General features: G+C 26.9%; 16 protein-coding genes. 6 read left to right on the forward strand and 10 right to left on the reverse strand.

Annotated elements, in window-relative coordinates; translation table 4 throughout:
• Nucleotides 1-9 precede the first annotated feature (9 nt).
• Nucleotides 10-2,427 (reverse strand): endopeptidase La, encoded by a 2,418-nt coding sequence (gene lon, locus PRV_RS01595; RefSeq protein WP_022769778.1) that lies wholly within the window; start codon nt 2,425-2,427, stop codon nt 10-12.
• 397 nt (nt 2,428-2,824) lie between these two features.
• Between lon and rpsI the strand changes: the two genes are divergently transcribed.
• The 6 genes from rpsI to PRV_RS01625 are packed head-to-tail and all read left to right on the forward strand — an operon-like array spanning nt 2,825 to nt 6,481.
• The gene (rpsI, locus tag PRV_RS01600; RefSeq protein ID WP_022769782.1) at nt 2,825-3,256 is read left to right on the forward strand and encodes a 30S ribosomal protein S9; all 432 of its coding nucleotides are present in this window, start codon (nt 2,825-2,827) and stop codon (nt 3,254-3,256) included.
• Nucleotides 3,257-3,259: 3 nt separating this feature from the next.
• Nucleotides 3,260-4,114 (forward strand): aldo/keto reductase, encoded by an 855-nt coding sequence (locus PRV_RS01605; protein WP_022769785.1) that lies wholly within the window; start codon nt 3,260-3,262, stop codon nt 4,112-4,114.
• Nucleotides 4,114-4,458, forward strand: a complete 345-nt coding sequence (gene rplU, locus PRV_RS01610; protein WP_022769788.1) for a 50S ribosomal protein L21 — start codon at nt 4,114-4,116, stop codon at nt 4,456-4,458. The genes PRV_RS01605 and rplU overlap by 1 nt, the downstream gene beginning before the upstream one ends.
• Before the next feature lie 5 nt (nt 4,459-4,463).
• Nucleotides 4,464-4,907: a division/cell wall cluster transcriptional repressor MraZ gene (locus PRV_RS01615; protein ID WP_022769792.1), complete on the forward strand. Its 444-nt coding sequence runs from the start codon at nt 4,464-4,466 to the stop codon at nt 4,905-4,907.
• Nucleotides 4,908-4,954: 47 nt separating this feature from the next.
• The gene (gene rsmH / locus PRV_RS01620) at nt 4,955-5,875 is read left to right on the forward strand and encodes a 16S rRNA (cytosine(1402)-N(4))-methyltransferase RsmH (protein WP_022769795.1); all 921 of its coding nucleotides are present in this window, start codon (nt 4,955-4,957) and stop codon (nt 5,873-5,875) included.
• A gap of 60 nt (nt 5,876-5,935) precedes the next feature.
• Nucleotides 5,936-6,481 carry a Holliday junction resolvase RecU gene (locus PRV_RS01625; RefSeq protein WP_043896057.1) on the forward strand — a complete coding sequence of 182 codons (546 nt, stop codon included), beginning with the start codon at nt 5,936-5,938 and terminating at the stop codon, nt 6,479-6,481.
• Here PRV_RS01625 and PRV_RS01630 read toward each other — a convergent pair.
• From PRV_RS01630 to PRV_RS01675, 9 genes are all read right to left on the reverse strand, one after another.
• Nucleotides 6,478-10,749 carry a PolC-type DNA polymerase III gene (locus PRV_RS01630; protein ID WP_022769802.1) on the reverse strand — a complete coding sequence of 1,424 codons (4,272 nt, stop codon included), beginning with the start codon at nt 10,747-10,749 and terminating at the stop codon, nt 6,478-6,480. The two genes, PRV_RS01625 and PRV_RS01630, sit on opposite strands and share 4 nt — an antisense overlap.
• Nucleotides 10,750-10,824: 75 nt before the next feature.
• On the reverse strand, nt 10,825-11,514 hold the full coding sequence (locus PRV_RS01635; RefSeq protein WP_330216741.1) for a tRNA (adenine(22)-N(1))-methyltransferase TrmK: 690 nt from the start codon (nt 11,512-11,514) through the stop codon (nt 10,825-10,827).
• 36 nt (nt 11,515-11,550) lie between these two features.
• Entirely contained in the window at nt 11,551-12,159 is a 609-nt protein-coding gene (gene rpsD, locus PRV_RS01640) for a 30S ribosomal protein S4 (protein ID WP_022769813.1), read from the reverse strand.
• Between the two features lie 2 nt (nt 12,160-12,161).
• On the reverse strand, nt 12,162-12,365 hold the full coding sequence (locus tag PRV_RS01645; protein ID WP_022769814.1) for a large ribosomal subunit protein bL28: 204 nt from the start codon (nt 12,363-12,365) through the stop codon (nt 12,162-12,164).
• A gap of 1 nt (nt 12,366) precedes the next feature.
• A complete protein-coding gene (locus PRV_RS01650; RefSeq protein WP_022769817.1) occupies nt 12,367-15,624 on the reverse strand; it encodes a hypothetical protein in 3,258 nt (1,085 codons plus the stop codon).
• 108 nt (nt 15,625-15,732) lie between these two features.
• The gene (locus tag PRV_RS01655) at nt 15,733-16,122 is read right to left on the reverse strand and encodes a hypothetical protein (protein WP_144062303.1); all 390 of its coding nucleotides are present in this window, start codon (nt 16,120-16,122) and stop codon (nt 15,733-15,735) included.
• Nucleotides 16,123-16,227: 105 nt separating this feature from the next.
• On the reverse strand, nt 16,228-17,097 hold the full coding sequence (locus tag PRV_RS01660; RefSeq protein WP_043896060.1) for an ATP-binding cassette domain-containing protein: 870 nt from the start codon (nt 17,095-17,097) through the stop codon (nt 16,228-16,230).
• Between the two features lie 398 nt (nt 17,098-17,495).
• Nucleotides 17,496-18,767: an energy-coupling factor transporter transmembrane component T gene (locus PRV_RS01670; protein WP_022769833.1), complete on the reverse strand. Its 1,272-nt coding sequence runs from the start codon at nt 18,765-18,767 to the stop codon at nt 17,496-17,498.
• Complete coding sequence (locus tag PRV_RS01675) at nt 18,745-19,545, reverse strand: energy-coupling factor ABC transporter ATP-binding protein (protein ID WP_022769837.1); 801 nt, start codon at nt 19,543-19,545, stop codon at nt 18,745-18,747. Before PRV_RS01675 ends, PRV_RS01670 begins: the two co-directional genes overlap by 23 nt.
• Nucleotides 19,546-19,654 lie beyond the last annotated feature (109 nt).

A 19,654-nucleotide genomic window follows, 5' to 3' on the forward strand; every position in this document is an offset into this window, starting at 1 on the left:
TCGAGGTACCTACTTATTTAAAAAGAGTTCATTGTAAAGCTCTGAATAATATTGAACAGGTTTTAGCTTAATTTTTTCTAAAACTTCTTTTGGAATATCCTCCAAATGTCTTTCATTAGCCTTAGGATAATAAATAACTTCCACTCCTCCTCTAACGGCTGAAATTATTTTTTCTTTAAGCCCTCCAATTGGAAGAATTTTTCCTCTTAAAGTCATTTCACCTGTCATTGCTACATTATTAGGAACGGGCACTTTTAATAGCGCTGAAAGCATTGCTGTTGTAATTGTAATTCCGGCTGAAGGTCCATCCTTTGGAACTCCTCCCGAAGGAACATGTAAATTAATATCTAAATCTCCTCATTTATTTTTATTCAGTTTGAATTCATTTTCATTAGCTCTTATATAAGAAAGAGCTACACTAGCAGATTCTTTCATAGTATCCCTTAAATTTCCAGTTAAAAGTAAATTACCTTTTCCGGAATAGTAATTCACTTCTACAGGCAATAAATTACCTCCATATTCTGTATAAGCCATCCCATTAACAACACCAGGAATTGTTATTTCATCTTTAACAGTTGTTTCATATTTCTCAGTTGATAAATATTTTTTAACTGCTTCAATATTTATCTCTTCCTCTTTCAAATCTTTTTCCATTTCTTGTCTTTGAATAAATTTTCTAGCTATTTGAGCAAAACATTGTTTTAAATTTCTAACTCCAGCTTCTCTAGTATATTTTTGAATAATGTAGAGAATTGCATCTTCTTTAAAAGTCAATTCATTTGTTTTAAGCCCATGTTCTTTAAATACTTCTTCAAGTAATTTATTTTTAGAAATTTCTAATTTTTCTTTTTCAGTATAAGAAGTTAATCTAATAACTTCTAATCTATCTAAAAGAGCTTCAGGAATATTATCTTCATAATTTGCTGTAGCAATAAACATCACTTTTGATAAATCAACACTCTCTTCAATATAGTTATCTACAAATTCATTATTTTGTTTTGGATCCAATACCTCCAATAATGCTGAAATCGGGTCTCCATGATGACCATCATCCATCTTGTCAATTTCATCCAATAAAAATAAAGGATTACTTACTTTAGCTTGTTTTAATCCTTTAATTATTTTTCCGGGCATAGCTCCAACATAAGTTTTTCTATGTCCTCTAATTTCAGCTTCATCGCCCATTCCGCCTAGTGAAATTTTCACACATTCTTTATTAAGTCCCTTAGCTATTGATTGAGCTAAAGAAGTTTTACCTACTCCCGGAGGGCCAACTAAACAAATGATTGTACCTTGAGGATTTTTGATTTTCTTTTGAACAGCAACAAATTCCATTATTCTTTCTTTTACTTTTTCTAATCCAAAGTGGTTTTTATCTAACTCTTCCTTTACTTTTAAGATGCTTTCTTGATCCTCTGAGAATATTCCTCAAGGTAAAGAAGTTATTCAAGATAAATAAGTGTGAATAATTAAAGATTCATTAGTTGAAAGAGCATTAGCATATTCAAGCTTTTTAATTTCTTCCTTAACTCTTTCTTTTATTCTTTCAGGGGCTTTATTATTTCTTAATCACTCTTTGAATTTGTTTATTTCTGAGTCCTTAGAAATACCTTCCCCTAACTCTTCTTTGATAACTTTCACTCTCTCTCTTAAATAAAACTCTTTTTGTTGTTTAGAAATATTTTTATTTACCTTTTTAGTAATAGCGCTATTTATTTCTGCTTTATCTGCGTCTGAAAGAAGTTCATATTTAAGCATTAATTCAATTCTTTTAGAGATATTCAATTCTTCGAGTCAAGATTGTTTTACTTTAACACTATCTTCATCGCTGTGATTAGGTCAAATTCCACATAATTTATCTATTAATTCTGCGCAAGATTTGCTAGCTCTAGAATGATGCTCTTCTGTTAAAAATAGTTTTTTCAGAATGACAAAATCTTCCGCTTGATCTCCAAGAAGAGCTTCGAAAAATTTAAAAAGAACTTCTAAATTATCTCTATTTTTTAAGAAAGAAACATTTTTTTCTTTAAGAATTTCATAATCCGCCATTCAAAATTTTCCAAGTTCTTCATGATCTGGGAAGGATAACATTTTTGAGCTAAATATTTTTGCTCTTTTTAATCCTTTAATTTCTATTGAAAGGGAGCCATCTTTATGTTTCTTTTTTATTTGAACTTTAGAAACAGTTCCGACATTGTAAAAATCTGAGGGGAGCGGATAATCAATATCATGATCTTTTTGAGAAACTACTATTATTCTGCCTTTAAAGGCTGATATTGCACATTTAATTGCTGATATTGAACATTCTCTTCCTATCTCTAAGGAATTTGTAGAGTGGGGAAAAACTACTAAATTTCTAGAAATTAGTATTGGAAGATAATTGTTCAAGTTAGTAGTTTTTAAATTATTTTCATTTTTTGTACTCATTTATTTCTTTAAATCCTGCGTCTTTTCACTTATTTAATAATCGAAAAAATCAAAAAATAAATAATTTGCCAAAACAAAGTTAAAAATTATTCAATAAAGTTAGTGAAAAAACAATTAATTTTGCATAAATGCAATCAATTGCATAATTTATATAAATAATATATGTATATACATATATAAACTATTCCCGCCCGAATACTTACCACTAAACTATTTTAGCAAATTAAATATTTAATTGCTAAAAAGCTTTCTTAGATTTATTTTTAAATACTAAAAAAATAAAATTTAAAAAAGCAAGAATTCTTTTTTATATTCAATTTAGTTTGCTTTAAAAGCTGTTAAACAAATTTAGAAACCTTTAACAAGACAAATTTTTTTATAACTTTCTATTAATTTAATGTTGGAAATAAGGTCATATTCCAAAAGAAAAAAAAGTAGGGTTAATGTAGTACTAACCCCTTTAGAAGACTCAAAAGAACATAAAATGGAGATTTTTGTCGGAAATAGCAAAAATAGAAAAATGTTAACTCCTTTAGATTACTTCAATGATAAATATCTTATTCCTATTCTGTTTTCTCCATTTGCCTTTTTACCTGCAAAGCATTTGGAGCAAAAATATTCAATAAAAGCTTATGTGAAGGGTGGGGGATTGAGCTCGCAAGCTAAATCTTTAACTCTAGCCTTAGCTAGAGCGCTTCTGAAATATTTTCCAGAAATAAAAACTTCTTTACGAAGAGCTAATTTACTTACTCAAGATAGCAGAGTGAAAGAAAGAAAGAAGATAGGTAAATATAAAGCTAGAAGATCTCCTCAATTCACTAAGAGATAATTCATGAAAGGAGAAACTAAATTTGTACCAAAAATTGGCTTTGGAACTGAATCTTTGAGAATTATTGAAATTTTAACTCCTTATTTAAAGGCAGCAAATGAAAATAATTATGATTTTGTAGACTGCGCATGAAAATACGGAAATGAAGCTATTATTGGTTTAACTCTTAAAACTTTAAGAAAAGAAAATGTAAATTTCAATTTTAAGCCTTATTTTCAATCAAAGGTATGGCCTTCACAATTTTCTGGAGGAATAGTTAAATCTTTAAAGTTTTCTCTGAACAAAATAGGGGTAAATACAGTAATGAATACTTATTTACTTCATAGACCATCTACAAATATGGAACTTAATTTTTCTGCATATAAACAATTAGTTTTTTGTAAAAAAAATGCTTTAACAAAAAAAATAGGTCTATGCAATTTTGATAAAGATACTATTTTGTGATTACAAAAATTAACCGGTGTATTGCCGGATATTTTGCAATACGAATGTTCTGTAAATAATATGAGATGAGATAGAATTTCTTTCTGTAAAAAACATAATATAGAGCTTCAAGCTTCTTCTCCCTTCGGAAATTACAGCAAAAACAAAGATAATGAATTATTACAAAAAATGTCCAAAAAATATGGTATTTCTATAAAAGCATTATTAGCTGCTTATCTCATTAATTATGAAATTGTTCCCATTATTGTTCCTGAATCTGAAGAAGAAATAGGAGAAATAATTAAATCTAAAGAAATCAAAATTTCTGAAGAAGATCTTAAGCTTCTTGGAGGGCTAAATGAATATGAAAATCAAGAATTTGAAACAATTCAAATGGAATATCCTAAAGAAATGCAAACAGAAGGAGAAGAATAATGATTGAAAAGCAAGAAAAAAAAGTTCCAGAATTATGTTTTGAAATCAAAAATAAACAATATTTATGTAATATTGGGGATAATATAATTTCTAATTTTTTAGATCAATCGGAGGGAGATGAATTAAGTTTTGATAAGGTTTTGATGTGAAAGGGGGAAATTGGATCTCCTTATCTTCCTGATTTAGAAGTTAAATGCAAAGTAATTAAGCATTTAAAATCCAAAAAAATTAATATCATTCATTTAAAATCTCAAAAGAGACATAGAAAAAGAATGGGTTTTAGAGCTAAGAATACTATGCTTCAAATTTCTTCAATAAATAAAACTCCTAATAAGAGCAAATAATTTAAATGGAAAAGCCTAGTTTACAAAGACATTTCTTTTCCGGCACATATACTGAGTATATGGATGGTAGAAATAGAATAGCAATTCCTTTGGTGTGAAGACATATTTTAAAAGACAAGGCAATAATTACTAAAGGACAAGATGGTTGTTTATGTTTATGGACAAAAGAATTTTTTGAATATTATGCGAGAAGAAGAATAGATATTTGTCAATTGGAAGGAGAATTGGAAGCAGTACAAAGATTACTTATTGGTTCTTCCAAAACTTTAGATATAGATTCTAAAAGTAGAATGTGCATTCCTGATGATTGATTAGGTTCTTTTGATGCCGATAATGAAATGTATTTTATGGGTGTGGGAGATTATATTGAGATTTGAACTAAAGATTTACTTAATGGCTGGAAAGAAGATCAAATTATTAAACAAAGCAAAAAAAGACGAATGGAATAAAAATTTTTTCCCCCAAATAGGGGGAAAAATATAAATTTCCATTAAAAATGGAAAAAATTCATATTCCTGTAATGTTAAAAGAAGTTTGTGAAAATTGAATTCTTTCTCCTGATGGATGATATATTGATTGCACATTTGGTTGTGGAGGCCATTCAAAAGAGCTTTTAAAAAATTTATCTGAAAAAGCTCATTTAGTAGGAATAGATATTGATCCGAAAGTTATTCCTTTTGGAGAAAAATTAATGAAAGAAGATTGTAGATTTCAATTTTTGAATAATAATTACACTTTTATTCGAAATTATTGAATCAATAATAAATTACCTTTAGTTGACGGAATTCTTTTTGATTTAGGATTATCTACTCTCCAACTAAAAGATGAATTTAGATCTTTTAGTTACAATAGCCCTTCTTCAAATCTTGAGATGAGATTTGGAGTAGAAGGAAAAAATGTTTATGAAATACTGAATAATTATTCAGATAGAAAATTAAATAAATTATTTAAAAAATACGGAGAAATTAAGCAAGCTGAAAAATTAGTTAAGAAAATTATTGATTTCAGAAAAAAAAGTCCAATAATTGAGATCAATCAATTAAAAGAAATTGTGGAAAAAAGTGGTCTTTTAAATGCTAGAAAAAATAAAAATACAATGAAATTAATTTTTCAAGCTCTAAGAATAGAATGTAATAACGAATTAAACTGCTTCAAAGAGGCTTTAGAGCAAGCTTCTAAATTATTAAAAATCAATGGTAAACTTTTAATAATTTCTTTTCAATCTTTAGAAGATGAAATTATTTTGAATTGAAAAAAGAAAAACTCTGTTTATATAAAAATACCCGAGATGGGGGAAATAATTCCCCCTAATTTTTTATTAAAGTTTAATTCTCCCCTGCTGCCAAGTAGAGCTGAAATTGAAAGAAATTGATCATCAAGAAGTGCAAAACTATGAGTTTTTACAAAAAATAAATAAAATTTTATGCCTTTTTAGCTTTTAAAAGTAATAAATAATTGAGAAGAGATTTAAAAAAATATGAGTTATCTTACTTTCAAAAATCGAGGAAAATTATTGGAAGAATTAATGTTAAAAACTTCAGAATACTATAGAATCAAAAAAGTTGCTTATTTAAGAAAAACTAATCCTGATTTCAGTCATGTTACGTATAAAAAACGAAATATTTTTGATGCTTTATCTAAATCTTCTTTTCAGGTTAAATTGATCTCAAAAGGGGATTTAGATTTTTATGGAGTTTATCTAGGTAAATATTTTTCTATTGAATTAAAAGAAACAAAAGAAAAAAATTTCAATTTCTCTTTAATTAAGCAACATCAATTATCCCAAATGGAAGAAATTAATTTTTGCGGAGGGCATGCACTTTTATTGATTCATTTTTTTCACTCAGAATCATCTTTTTGAGTGCTCACTTATTCGCAAATTTTAAAACTTCATTTAGAAAATAAATTAAAAAAGATTGGAATAGAAGAACTTAAAAAAATTAAAGCTTATGAATTACAGATAGTTTATCCAGGAATTTTAAATTTAAATTCAGTTATGAACTTAATACTCAAAGATAACTAAACCTTAATTTTTTCTTCTATGATTTTCAATTGCTCAAATAACTTTAATATAGGAGAATTTAATTTAACTCGTTGCTCTAAATCTTCTCTATTTTTAAATATTCCTCCTCTTTTTCTTTCCGCTTCTATTTGATTAGCAGTTATATTACCTAATCTAGAAATAGAAGAAAAAGGGAGTAGAATAGTCCTATTTTTTGCATCTGGTTTAAATATAGAAGCATAAGACTCATTTAAATCAACCATTTTAAAAGTAATTCCTCTAGAAAGCATTTCCATAACTACTTCATAAATAATTACTAAATATTTAGTTTTTTCTATATTTTCTCCACTTTTTTTACCCTTAATTAATAACTTTCCTTCTTGAAATTTTTTTTTTATATATAGTAAATCATTAGTAATAATAGTTTCAATATCAAAATGTCTATTAGTAATAGTTAAATAAGCAGCATAAAACTCTACAGGATAATATAGCTTGAAAAATGCTATTTTTCAACACATCAAAACATAAGCGGTTGCGTGAGCTTTAGGAAAAATATAAGTAATTTTATTGGCACACTCAATATATCATTCAGGAACTCCAACTGATCTTAAAAGAGGTAAATCCTCTTTAGGAATTCCATAACCTTTTCTTACACTTTCTGTTACTCTAAAAGCATCTTGAATGCTTATTTTTTTCTTTAATAAATAATTCATAATATCATCTCTACAAGTTATAACTTCGCTTAAAGATAAATTTTTATTTGAAATTAATTTTTCTATATTATTCTTTCATACATTTTTTCCATGACTAATTCCTGAAATTCTAATTAAATCCGAGAAATTATTAATTCTATTTCTACAAGCTTTAACAATTTCTCTAGTTTTTTCAGTTCCAAATTCAGGAAGCCCTATAGTTCCAACAATTTCCCCTAAAATATCTAATTTTTCCTGTGGGATATCTAATACACTAATATCGCTAAACATCTTTAATATTTTTTTATCTCTATAACTTATTCTCTCTAAATTAACTCCTGTAAATCTTGATAAAAGGGCTAAAATTGTTGGATCATCTTGACCTAGAATATCAAATTTGAATAAAGAATCTTTAAAAGTATCTTTATCAAAATGAGTAGTTAATCACTCACTTTCTATATCATTTGCTGGAAAATTAACAGGAGTATATTTATGAATAGAATCTCCCTTGGGAATAACAATTATTCCTCCGGGATGTTGTCCAGTAGTTCTTTTTATATCAATTAATTTATAAGCCAATCAGTGTAAATATCCTTTATTAAAGGTAATTTGATTATCTTGTAAATAATTTCTAGAAAGAGCAAAAGAAGTTTTTTCTGCAACAGCAGAAATAGTTCCTGCTCTGAAAGTATGATCTTTTCCGAAAAGCTCTCTTAAAAAAGTATGTGCTTTTTGTTGATATTGTCCAGAAAAATTTAAGTCAATATCTGGCACTTTTTTTCTTTCTAATCCCAAGAAAGTTTCGAAAGGAATATTTTGACCATCAGTCAATAAATCAGTAGAACATTCAGGGCAGACTCTAGGCTCTAAATCAAAACCAGATTCTATGAAATTAGCACACAATTTAAAGAAAGAGCATTGACTACAAAAATAATGAGGGGGTAATGGATTTACCTCACTTATTTCCAATATATGAGCCAAAAAGGAGGACCCAACAGAGCCTCTCGATCCAACTAAATATCCTTCTTTTTTAGATTTCTTAACAAGAAGGTGAGCGCATCAATATACAGATTCATATCCATTATCAACTAAACCTTTTAATTCTTTGTCTAATGTTGTTTGTAAAAAGCTATTAGTTTTTTTTCCATATTTTTCTTCTATTTTCTTGGCAATATAACTTTTAATGTTTTCTAATGCTCCTTCTATTTTTGGAAGAGATAATGTTGTTTTATTGATAATAATTCCTTCATCCACTCTATCAGCTAATTCTTCTCTATTGCTGAAGAACAAACCTTCCTTTTCTTCCTCAGAAAGAGGTAAGAAAGCATATTCTGAAATGAATCTTTCAGTAGTTCTCCAAGAATAATCAGGCAAAACATCATTGCTATGTTTGCTAGAGAACAAATAATGTCTTTTTCCTCCTATATTTTTAGCATGAACTAACACTTTATATTGTTCAATTTCCCTATAATCCTGATATTTCAAGCAATAATTTGCAATTACTTTAAACTTACAATTATTTGCCCATTCATAGAATGTTTTTAAAAGAATTTCAATTTTTTCTAATGTAAAAAAGCCTCTATTAATTTCATGCCAGAAATTGGAGGGTGGAGGTAAACTTAAATAATCAAATTTTATCCCTTCTTCTTTAAATAACTCAAAATTATTATTCAAAATTGCATTTATAATAGAGCTGCTAGTAGGGGAAGAAAGAATAATTAATTCTTCTCTTCTCGATTCTATCGCCTCTCAATACAATCTTGGCCTATCAACAAAATTCTCAGTATGAGCTACAGAAACTAATTCATATAAATTTTCAAGTCCTTTTTGATTTTTTGCAAAAATAATGACATTATTGCCAAAATAATTTCGTAATAATTTTTTTCGATCGAAAAAAGTATTTAAATTACTTAACCCCTCATATGTATAAGGGTCTAGAAAAAGCTCTGAAAGTTGTTTCTCCCAAATTCTCCATAATTTAGCTAAACATTTAGTGTCATATTCCGAAGAGTGTAATTTTTGTTCTATAATATTCAAGGACATTTTTTTAGATATTGCTGATAATGAATAAGATTTAGATTTTTTTTCATCTTCAAGAGCTTTACATAACTTTAGAGTATCTAAAATAGGATTATTTAGAATTTCTAGATCAGACTTTCTAAGCTCAGAATTTAAAAATGGAAGATCGAATTCTATTCCATTGTGGGCCATTAAAATAGTTCCAGCAACAAAGTCACTAACTTCTTTTAACACTTCCTTTTTATCTCTCCCTAAGCTATTTAATTGCTCTTCTGTTATATGTGTCAGCTCAATAATTTCTTTACTCAATTTAGTATTGCATTTAATATAGCTGTGATAATTCTCAATTACAGTTCCGAAGCTATATTTCAAGATATAAATTTCTATTATTTCATCAAATAAAGGATTTAATCCAGTAGTTTCAATATCGAAAATTGAATAAATTATTTCATTTTCAGCTTTTCAAACTTCAAAATTATCAAGAATTTTCAATCTATCTGAAATAACTTCAAATTCGGCCCCATAAAGAGGCTTTAATTTATATTTTTTAAAGCTTTTTTCAGATTCTGGGAAAGAATGAACATTATTAAAATCCGTCAATGCTAATACTTTGTAACCAGATTCAGCAGACAATTTTGCTCACTCTTCGGTAGTAAATAAACCATCAAAGCTTGAATATTTAGTGTAAACATTCAAAGGGAAGGCTTTTTTTGATGATAAATCGATATATTGAATTTCCTTTGGAGCTATTCCTTCTTCACAATTTAACAGTCAACCGTCATAATTAGAGAGTGTTTTTGTCTTGGAAAGATGCTCCACATCCAACTTAAATTCAATTTCAAATCATTCTCCAACTTTCAACATTCTCAAAATATTTAATTTTTCCTGTTCTTCTATGAATCTTCCTAAAATTAAGAAATAGTGATTTTTTGAATCTGTAAATCCTACTTTAAAGGCCTTTCTCTTTTTATATGAATAATTCTCAATTTCTTCTAAAAAATATAACTTGTAATTTCCTTTATTTGTTTCACCCTTTTCTCTTTTATGAAAAAATCTAACTTCACTAAATTCATCAGAATTTGGATTCAAAATCGGAGTTATAGGAATATTATCTACTTTAGTTACAGAAATTCACATTTGGTGATAACCAAATAAATATTCCAAAAATTCTTGTAAATAATTACTATGAATTGACAAATATTTTTCTTGCTTTTCATTCTCAGTTTTAAAAATCAATTGAGGAAATTCAAAAATTATATTTTTCTCTTTTAAAGAGAATTCTTCTTTTTCATCAGCTTTGAAAGAAAAATATTTAAATCATTCTGTAATTAATCTATATAAGGATGATGTATCGTAAAGAAAATTTAATTTCAGATGTATAAAACAAACTGATGAGGAAAAATTAAAAAATTTAATTAATTCTGAAAATAAAGGCTCTTCAAAATATTCAATATAAATATCTAATCATTGATCAGAAAGAGTTTGATTTAATTCAGCTTTTTTTGTTAAAGCTTCAAATTCTTCTTCAGTAAAAAGATTTAAAGTATTGACAAAAAAGCTTTTAAACTGTTCTTCCATTAGATAATCATTTTTTAATAATTAAAAACTAGCTGTAATTCAGCTAGTTTATTTTTTTAAAAAGAAATAAAAAAATTAAATTTTTTTATTCAACCTAACTTTAGAATATCATTCCATTCATTGTTTAATACTTTTGTCTTCCTTATTTTTTTTAAATTTAGCTCTCCATTCATAATAATTATCTCAATATTCTCAATATAAATCACTTTTAGAATTTTCTGCTAATATCTCAAAACTTTCAAGTTTATTTAAACCTTTAGAAAATAATAAGATTGGATAAATTTTTTTATTGTATCGAAAATATTTTTCTTTTCTCAGCTTTCATTCATTTTGTTTGAATCAATCAAATATTTTTAAAGGATGAGTATGTGGAAGAATTAGAATTAAAACATTTTTTATTTTTACCCATTCTTTAGGATAATTTTCCAAAATTTTAAGAATTGTCGTTGAGCCCAGCCCAGCTAAAACAATTATTAATAAATTAGAAGAAGAAAAAGTTTTTAAATTAATTTTTTTAGATAAATTAATAAAACCATTAGAATAAATAAACTCAGAGCAATTTTCTAATTCTTTCTTAGTATATAACTCTTTAGAACTTTCCAAAGCTTTTTTACTTAATTCAATATTCCAAACATTATTGACTAATTTTTTAGAGAGTAAATTTAGGCCTAAAAGGCCTAAATCTGCCCCTATATCTATTAAAAGAGAATTATTAAAATGGGATAGTTCAGGAAGTAAACATTCTGTTATTTTTTGTATCCTTATATACTAAAAAATTTAACTGAAAAATTGAATTATGAATTAAGTATATTGTTTATATCACTCAGTAGCAAATACTTCATTTAACTCCAAATTAATTTCAGCCCTTTCTGGATGTCTTAAATAAACAGCTTTATATTTATTTTCAAGTTGAATAAAAGGTAGAGGGGTAAAATTTGGAAAAAAATTAACCACAGGTATATTTCTACTTTTTTCAGCAACCTCAATAATCGAAGAAACTGGGACTATATAAGAAGGAATATCGACTTTTTTTCCATTTAATCTAATATGGCCATGCACTATTAATTGTCTAGCAGCTCTCCTTGTATTAGCCATTCCAGAACGAAAAACTAAATTATCTAATTTACTTTCCAGCAGAATAAGAAAATTAAGAGCTAAAGAACCTTGCATCTTTTTTGCCATTCTGAAAAATCTTCTCATTTGTTTTTCACGTAAACCATATAAAATAGCAAGTTTTTGCTTCTCTCTTAATTGTTCACCATGTAAACTTAATTTTTTAAATTTAGTTGGACCATGTTGTCCGGGGCCATATTCCCTTTGCTTTCCTTTAGCAAATTCTCTTCCATCTTCATAAAAAGAAAAACCATGTTGTCTCGATTTTTTATAAAGAGGCCCTAAATATCTAGACATATCTATTTAATTTTTCCATTTTTTCTTCAAGTTCGAACAGTTTTAACAGAAGTTCGAACTTTAAACTTTTTACCTGTTTTAGCATCAATTAATTGAAAATTTTGAATATTTAAATTTCAAGCTCTTTTAGTTGCATTCATAGCTTTAGATCTATTATTACCGGTTTTTGAACATCTACCGGTAACTCTATCTAATCTATTTCCCATCTTAAGTAGAAGATTCTTTTTCTAATTTAATTTCTACAATATTTTTTCTTCTTTCAGCTAATTTTTTGCTTATATCCTCAAAAGTATAATCCATCATTCCTTGTAACTCCATAAATATTTCTTCTAATTCTTTAGACTTACCATCCAAATATTTTTGAAGATCCTCTAAATCATCTTTCATTTCTTCGCAAAGAATTTCTCTCTTTGTCTTTTCAATTTCACAAGCTTCTTTGTAATTGCCAGAAGCTTTTTTAAGAGTTTCAATTTCTTTCTCTAGCTCTAATAATCCCTCTTTTACCTCAACAATATCAATTTTCTTCTTTTCTTCTCTATATCTTTTTAGATTTAAATTTAATCAATCATCTATTGTAGGTTTATTTAATTTAATGGAAGCTTTTTTCTCTTTTATTTCTTTATCTCTCTCTTCTAAAGCCTCTAGAATTGATAAATAACTTTCATCTTCTAAAGAAAAAGTTTCTGATTCATCAAGTTTAAATGAAGAAAGACCGCAAGACTCTATGAAACTTAATTTTTCTTTAGATTTGATAAAGTAATCCCATTCACCTAATCTCTCAACTAAATCTGGATTTTCTAATTCCCCTTTATCACTAATATTTAATCTATTTCCCCAAACTTCTACACCTTTTAAAGTCATTACTTTTTGAGTTAAATTAGACAGCATATCTTTAAATTTATATCTAACTTCTGAAGTAGTGAAATTAGCTTCTTTTCAATTATGAAATTGAGATTTTTCAAATAATTTCAATTTTTTAATTCGTTCTTCTTCATCAGCTTCTTGAGGAAAATTGTTCTCAAAAGTTAATGTTTTGAATTTGTAATTCTTTTCTTCTAACCTTTTATTCATATCATTTTTACTTTGTTTTATTAACTCTTCTATTCTTTTCTTATTTTTTTCCTTAGATTCTTTTTCGACCTTCTTTTTTAAACGATATTCTTGTAAGGGTGTCAATTTAGCTCAAACTTGATCAATAACTAAGAAATCTTCATCATTTAACAATTTAGGAGAAAGACCTATTAACTCATTAATTTTTGGAATAGTATATTTCAAAGAAGGTTTGTAATAAATAAGTTTTTCTATTTCCGGAGATAAGGAAAGGTGAGATTTTTCCATTTTAGGCAAAAATCTGTAATAGCTTTCTGAAGGTTTAGGTTTTGATAAAAAATAACCTAATGTCTTAAATTCATCAACCATTTCGTTATAAACTCTTTCTCATTCTTTTTCTCTTGTTTTAGATTCTTGAAAAAGATTTTCTTGATTTAAATACATTCTCTTCAAATTCAGAACAATAATTTCTGAAAATTCTCTAATTAATTTCTCCTTTCTAGAAATTATTTTTTCAATATATTCAATTCCTTGAAGAGCTCAATCTTTTCATACTTTACTCATTGCATTATTCATTAATGATAAATGTGAAGCATAGGAAGTGCTAATACTATTTTGAAAATCTTGCACTTCTCCCCTTAAAGTGGAAATAAATGAAGCATATTGATTTTCAATTCTCTCAACTTTCAATTTCATCGCATAAATTTCTTCCCTATATTTATCAACTTTTTCTCGAAAGATATCTCCTTTTTCTCGAAGACTTCTAGATCTATCTTCATAATCCGCATAAGAATCAAGCCTCTTTAATCTATCAAGATATTTAGATAATTTATTTTTTTCTTGATCAATTTGTTTTTGAATATTGTATTTAGAAATTTCAAGAGATCCTTTAATTTCTAATTCTTTTAATTGATCAGTTCTTTTCAATTTTTGTTCTTTTTCCTTTTGTTGATAAATCAATTTAGATAATTCTTGATCTTGTGATAAAAACTCTAATTTCAATTCAGCTTTTCTAGCTTTATGTAAAATACTTAATTTTTCAAATAAAACTCTCTCAATTTCTTGTTGATAATAAATAATTTCATTTATTTGATCATTAAGTTCAAATAAAGTATTTCCAACCTGTCAATCATATTGAGAAAGAATAGCATTTGAGCCGAAAATAGTTAAATAGAATTTTGCATCAAAATTACTCAAAGAAGAAAATTTTTGAATTCTAGAAGAATATTCTTCTAATAATCTCATTGTTTTTTCAATATCTTCTAAAATTCCTTTTTTTTCTTTCATTGTTTGAAGATATAGAAGATCACTTTCTGGAGATTTTCCCTTAACAAATAGCTTTTCTTTTAAATCAACAAGATAAGCGCTTAAATCATTATTTTTGCTATTCAACTCATTAATTTTGCGATCTAATAATTGTTTGAATGAGCTATCTTGCCCATCATATTTTTGTAAAATTACATTTTTTTGCAAATTAGATCAAAGATTGGCATCAAGCTCATTATTTGTCTCTCTTTTAGAAATTAATTGTTCTAATTGTCTAGGATTTAAAGAGCTGTAATAATTCTTTAATTGAATTGCAAAATCATCGACTTTCTTATATTGGGTGGAAATTGAAAATCAAAAGTGGTGGGAATTATTTAATTCCCTAACTAAAGAAAATGGAAAATTAGCATTAAAATATTTAGCTCTTTGTAATGATTTGCAAGGCTTTTTAATCAGTTCTTGATATTTCTCTTCTGGAGTAGGAACTAAATCCAATAAATCTTTCTTTTCTTGTGGCTTTGAAATATCAGAGCTAAGAGGATTTAGATTTTCTTTTTTATTGTCGTGCTCTTTAATTATTTTTTCAGCAATTTTTTGCCCTTCTAAAAGTAAAAAATTAGAGAAAAGCTCATCTGGAGAGAAAAAACAAGATCTTCAAGAAAAAGACTTTAATCGAATTTTTTCATGTTTCTTAAATTTTTTAGAAAGTTCAATAGACTCTTCCTCTAAATCTGACTGTTTAATGAATGAGCCTGAAGAGGGCTCAGGAATAACTGATTGACTTGGAGGCTCAATTAAAGTAAGCTCATCTTCTTTCTTAAGTAAAACATCCAGTGGATATTGAGTGTCTAAATAAACAAGACCAAATTCTGTCGGAACATCTTTAGCCTCTTTAATTGTCATTAAAACATCAGAAAAAAATTCTTTTTTTACTAAAAAATAATTCTTATTTAATATTTCTTTCACATAATAATCTACCCTTCCTAAACGAAGTTCATAAAAATCTACTAATTTGGGATCCAAACTAGATGAAAGTTTTAACCCTTTAGCTCCGCTCAATAAATTAATCATTTCCTGAGAAGCTATGAAAACATAAGCTGTTTTATGATTGTTGTTCATAAATGTTTGAATTTTTTCTTTTAAAGGCATCCCTTAAATTATTATTAAATAATTAGAAACCAAAAAAATTTATATTTATTGAAGGCGAACTTACGCCCTTTCGCGCTTTAACAGAAAAAATTCAATGAAAAAATTAATTTAGTATTTCTTTCGAACTCTTAAATTATTTCCTTTCTCCATCTTTTCATCTATCATCTCTTTAGTAACTTTAAATTGATTTCTCTCGCCTCTTCTAGAAAAAACAGCTTCAATATTAATAAATGAATCATCATCTAAAAAAGCTGCAGCAATTGTTTCAAAAGAAAGGCCAAAAGGACTACCTCATCTTCAATTATTTATAAATAAAGATATTTTTTCAGCTATTTGAGTAGCTAGAAAAAAAAATACCAAAAACGGAAAAATTAAAAAAGAAAGGGAAAGGGAAAAAATAAGTCCTACGCAAAATAAAACAGAAAAAGAGAAAAGTGAAAAATATTTTTTAAAAGAAGATAAATTTTCAGAGTTTTCTGCAGGAGCCTCCGAAAACACTATCTTTTTAATTGGCAAATTAATTAAAAACCTTTATCTTAAAAAACCAATATATTTTAAGATTTTAAAGATTAATTATATAACTTTGAAAATTAACTTAAAAATTTAATTTTTGTTTATTAATTTTGAAATATTTTTAATTAATTCTTCTTCAGAGGAAAATGAAGGAATATTTAATGAATATTCCTCTAATAAAGAATTACCTAATTGAATAGAAAAAGGGGGAGTTAGAGATAATTCTTTAAAAAAAGAAGCTGGTAGCTTAAATAATTCTTTAACACTTTTTAAATGAGAAACAATTTTTCCTTTGGAAAAAATAATTATCTCATCAGCTTGTAATAATTCTTCCATATCGTGAGTAATTGAAATTACAGTTTTCTTGTAATCTACAACTAATTGTTTCATTAATTTAACAATTTGTTGTTTTTCTGTTGGGGAGAGTAAAGAACTAGATTCATCAAATAAAAATAATGCTGGATTAAAAGCCAAAACAGAGGCAATAGCAATTTTTTGTTTTTGCCCTCCAGAAAGAATAGCTGGAGATTTATTTTTTAAATCTTCTAAATTTAAAGCTTCAATTAATTCAGAAACTATTTTGGACATTAAAGCTGGAGGAACTTTTTTATTTTCAAGACCAAAAGCTAACTCTTCTTCAATTGAAGAAGTAATGAACTGACTATCAGGATTTTGAAAAACCACTCCCAAAAAAGAGAAAATTTGTTGATAATTTATTCTAGTTATAGGCTTATTGAAAATATGAATAGTTCCTGATTGAGGCTTTAATAAACTTGTCAAAAGTTTTGAAAAAGTTGATTTACCAGAACCATTATGCCCTACTATACAAAAATATTTTTCAGAATCAAGCGAGATAGATAAATTTTTTATAAAAGGTTTATTTTTTGTATAAGAAAAGCAAAGTTTATTAACCTCTATAGCTTTTACTTTTTCCCCTCTTCGGGGATTTTCTTGTGAAATTACTCTTTTAAATTTATTTTTTTATTGTTTTATTTTTATATTTAAAAAATTAATTAATCGAAAAAACAATAGAAAAAGGTAACGGGAAGAATTTTAAAAATTTTCATACAAATAGAACTTTTGATTATTTATAAAGATCCTAGCCAGTTTCTCCCTTGTCTTTTTTTAACTCCTTAGTTTTGGCTTTTAAATATTTAACTAAATAGAAAATAACAACTGAAGTAATTTGAAAAATTACGATTGACCAATGTTGAGCTATCCAAGCAAGTATAAAAAGAACGATATAAAAAATTCAAAAAATTACTAAAAATATCTTTTTTAATAATAATTTCGCTAATATTACTAGATATTTTGGAATTAATTTCCAATCAAAACTTCAACGAAAATTCAACGAAAATTTAGAGAGAAAGTAAGAGAATAGGATCTACTCATTTAAAAGGAGAGAAATAATAAGAACCAAAAACAAAGTAATAACACATAATAATATAGAATATTATTCCTCCAAACATAACTAATTGAGGTTTAGTTAAGGAATAGTTTTTAAATCTAGTTCTATTTTCTTTAGGTAAATAGGCTCTCGAAGTCATTGCATTAGCCAACTCTCTAGATTTAATCATCGAAATAATGAATAAAGGTATAAATAATGAAAGAAAAGCTGTCATTTTATCCACAAATCTTCCATTTTTAAAATCAATTCCTCGACTAGATTGAGCTTTGGTTATTCTAATTGCTTCTAAAAGAAGAGAAGGAATGAATCTTATAGCTAAAGAAATAATAAGAGTAATTTCCTTCACAGGAATTTTTAATGCCGCTAAAGGTCTTATTAATTCTCCTACAGCAAAAGTAAAAGAAGTCAAATCTGTAGTATGGCTTAATGCTCTTGAAAGAGCAATAATCATAGTTAATTTATTTGCCATATTAAAAGCCAGAATAAATTGTAAGGCAGTTAATGTATATCATTTAGGGAAAAATACTACAACTTTTTTATCTCCTTCTTTACTGGTTACGTAAAACGCTTTATAATTTTTTCCTTCCAATCTATTTTTAATACAACCACCATTATTTTTGCAGCAATTTGTAGTTGCTTGTTCTGCAGTGCACTTACATAATTGCTTTAATTCTTCAATATTGTTGGCAGAAACAATATTATTTTTGCCTCCCGCACTTTTGCAAGTGCAATTGCAATCAGACACAGTTTCACAACAACTCTTTAAAACTTCTCCTCCAGCAAATCAACCAACTTTAATTCCTTCTTGTTGAACGCTATTCTGGTTATTTCCTCTACCAAAAAAAGAAAAAGGTTTTTGAGTAAATAAATTCTGGAATTTTATAGCAAAATCTGAATAAGTGCTTGTTAAATAATCATTATCTCAAAAACCTGGATTTTTATTAAATATTCAATTAATGCAAAAAAGAAATAAATAAATTCCTATAAAAAGTACAACTAATTTTCTTCATAAATCTTTAAGGCAGCCAGATAAAAAAAGAATAATAATTGTAAAGCCAATTAATAAAAAATGTAAAAATATTCCCAATTTAGAAAAAACTAGGAATACAGAAAGAATAAAAATAATCAATTTAAGCAAAGGGTGCGCTTTAGCTGCATAATTTAATCCAAGGAGCTTGTTAGCTCCTTGACTATCTAATCTAACTAGATCGGCAAATGACATTGGCTATTGAATGAGATAATTCAGAAATATTTTTAGGTCTATAATCTCACAATTCCTCAAAAACTTTATTTTCTCTAATTAAATTCTCAATAAATTGAATAACTTTGGGCTTGATTAAGGAAGATGGGCAATTTCTAAAAAAAGAAAAAGTGTAATCATTTTGCTTTAATTTTCCATCTTCTAAAAATAGGATCTTATCTGTAGTTTCAAGAATAAAGTCCATATTATTTGATGCAATAACAATAGTTACTCCTTTTTTATTTAATTGTTTTACTACATCTATAACTTGATTAACAGATTGAGGATCTAGTCCTAAAATCGGTTCATCAAAAACAATTACTTTTGGCTCTAATATTAAGATTCCAGCTAATGTGACTTTTCTTTTTTGACCTCCAGATAATTTAAAAGGTGAAGAATGAATTAATTCAAGAGGAAAAGATAATTCGTTAAGTATTTTTTTTGCCTTTTCCTCTCATTTAGGCATTTCCGAAATGGGCAAATTGAAGAGAATTTTGGGTCCAAAAATGATATCTTGCAAAACAGTCTCTCTAAAAAGCTGATAATCGGGAAGTTGGAAAACCATTCCAACTTCCCTCCTTATAGCTTTATAATTCTTTAATTTATTTTGGAAAAATAATACTCTCTCGTCGCAAGCATAATAGATATTAGCTGTATCAGATTTTTGTAAACAATTTAAATGTTCGCAAAAAACACTTTTACCGGCCCCTGAGGGGCCTACTACTCCGTAAACTTCACCTTTACGAATTTGACAAGACAAAGAATGTAAAACTCTCTTATCTTTAAAAGAACAAGTTAAATTAAATATCTCAATAGCACTTTCCGGACTTATTTTATGATTAAGAGCATTTTTTTTTTATGAAGGTATT

Origin of the sequence: Mycoplasma parvum str. Indiana (assembly GCF_000477415.1) — a bacterium.
Taxonomy (GTDB): domain Bacteria; phylum Bacillota_I; class Bacilli_A; order Mycoplasmatales; family Mycoplasmoidaceae; genus Eperythrozoon_A; species Eperythrozoon_A parvum.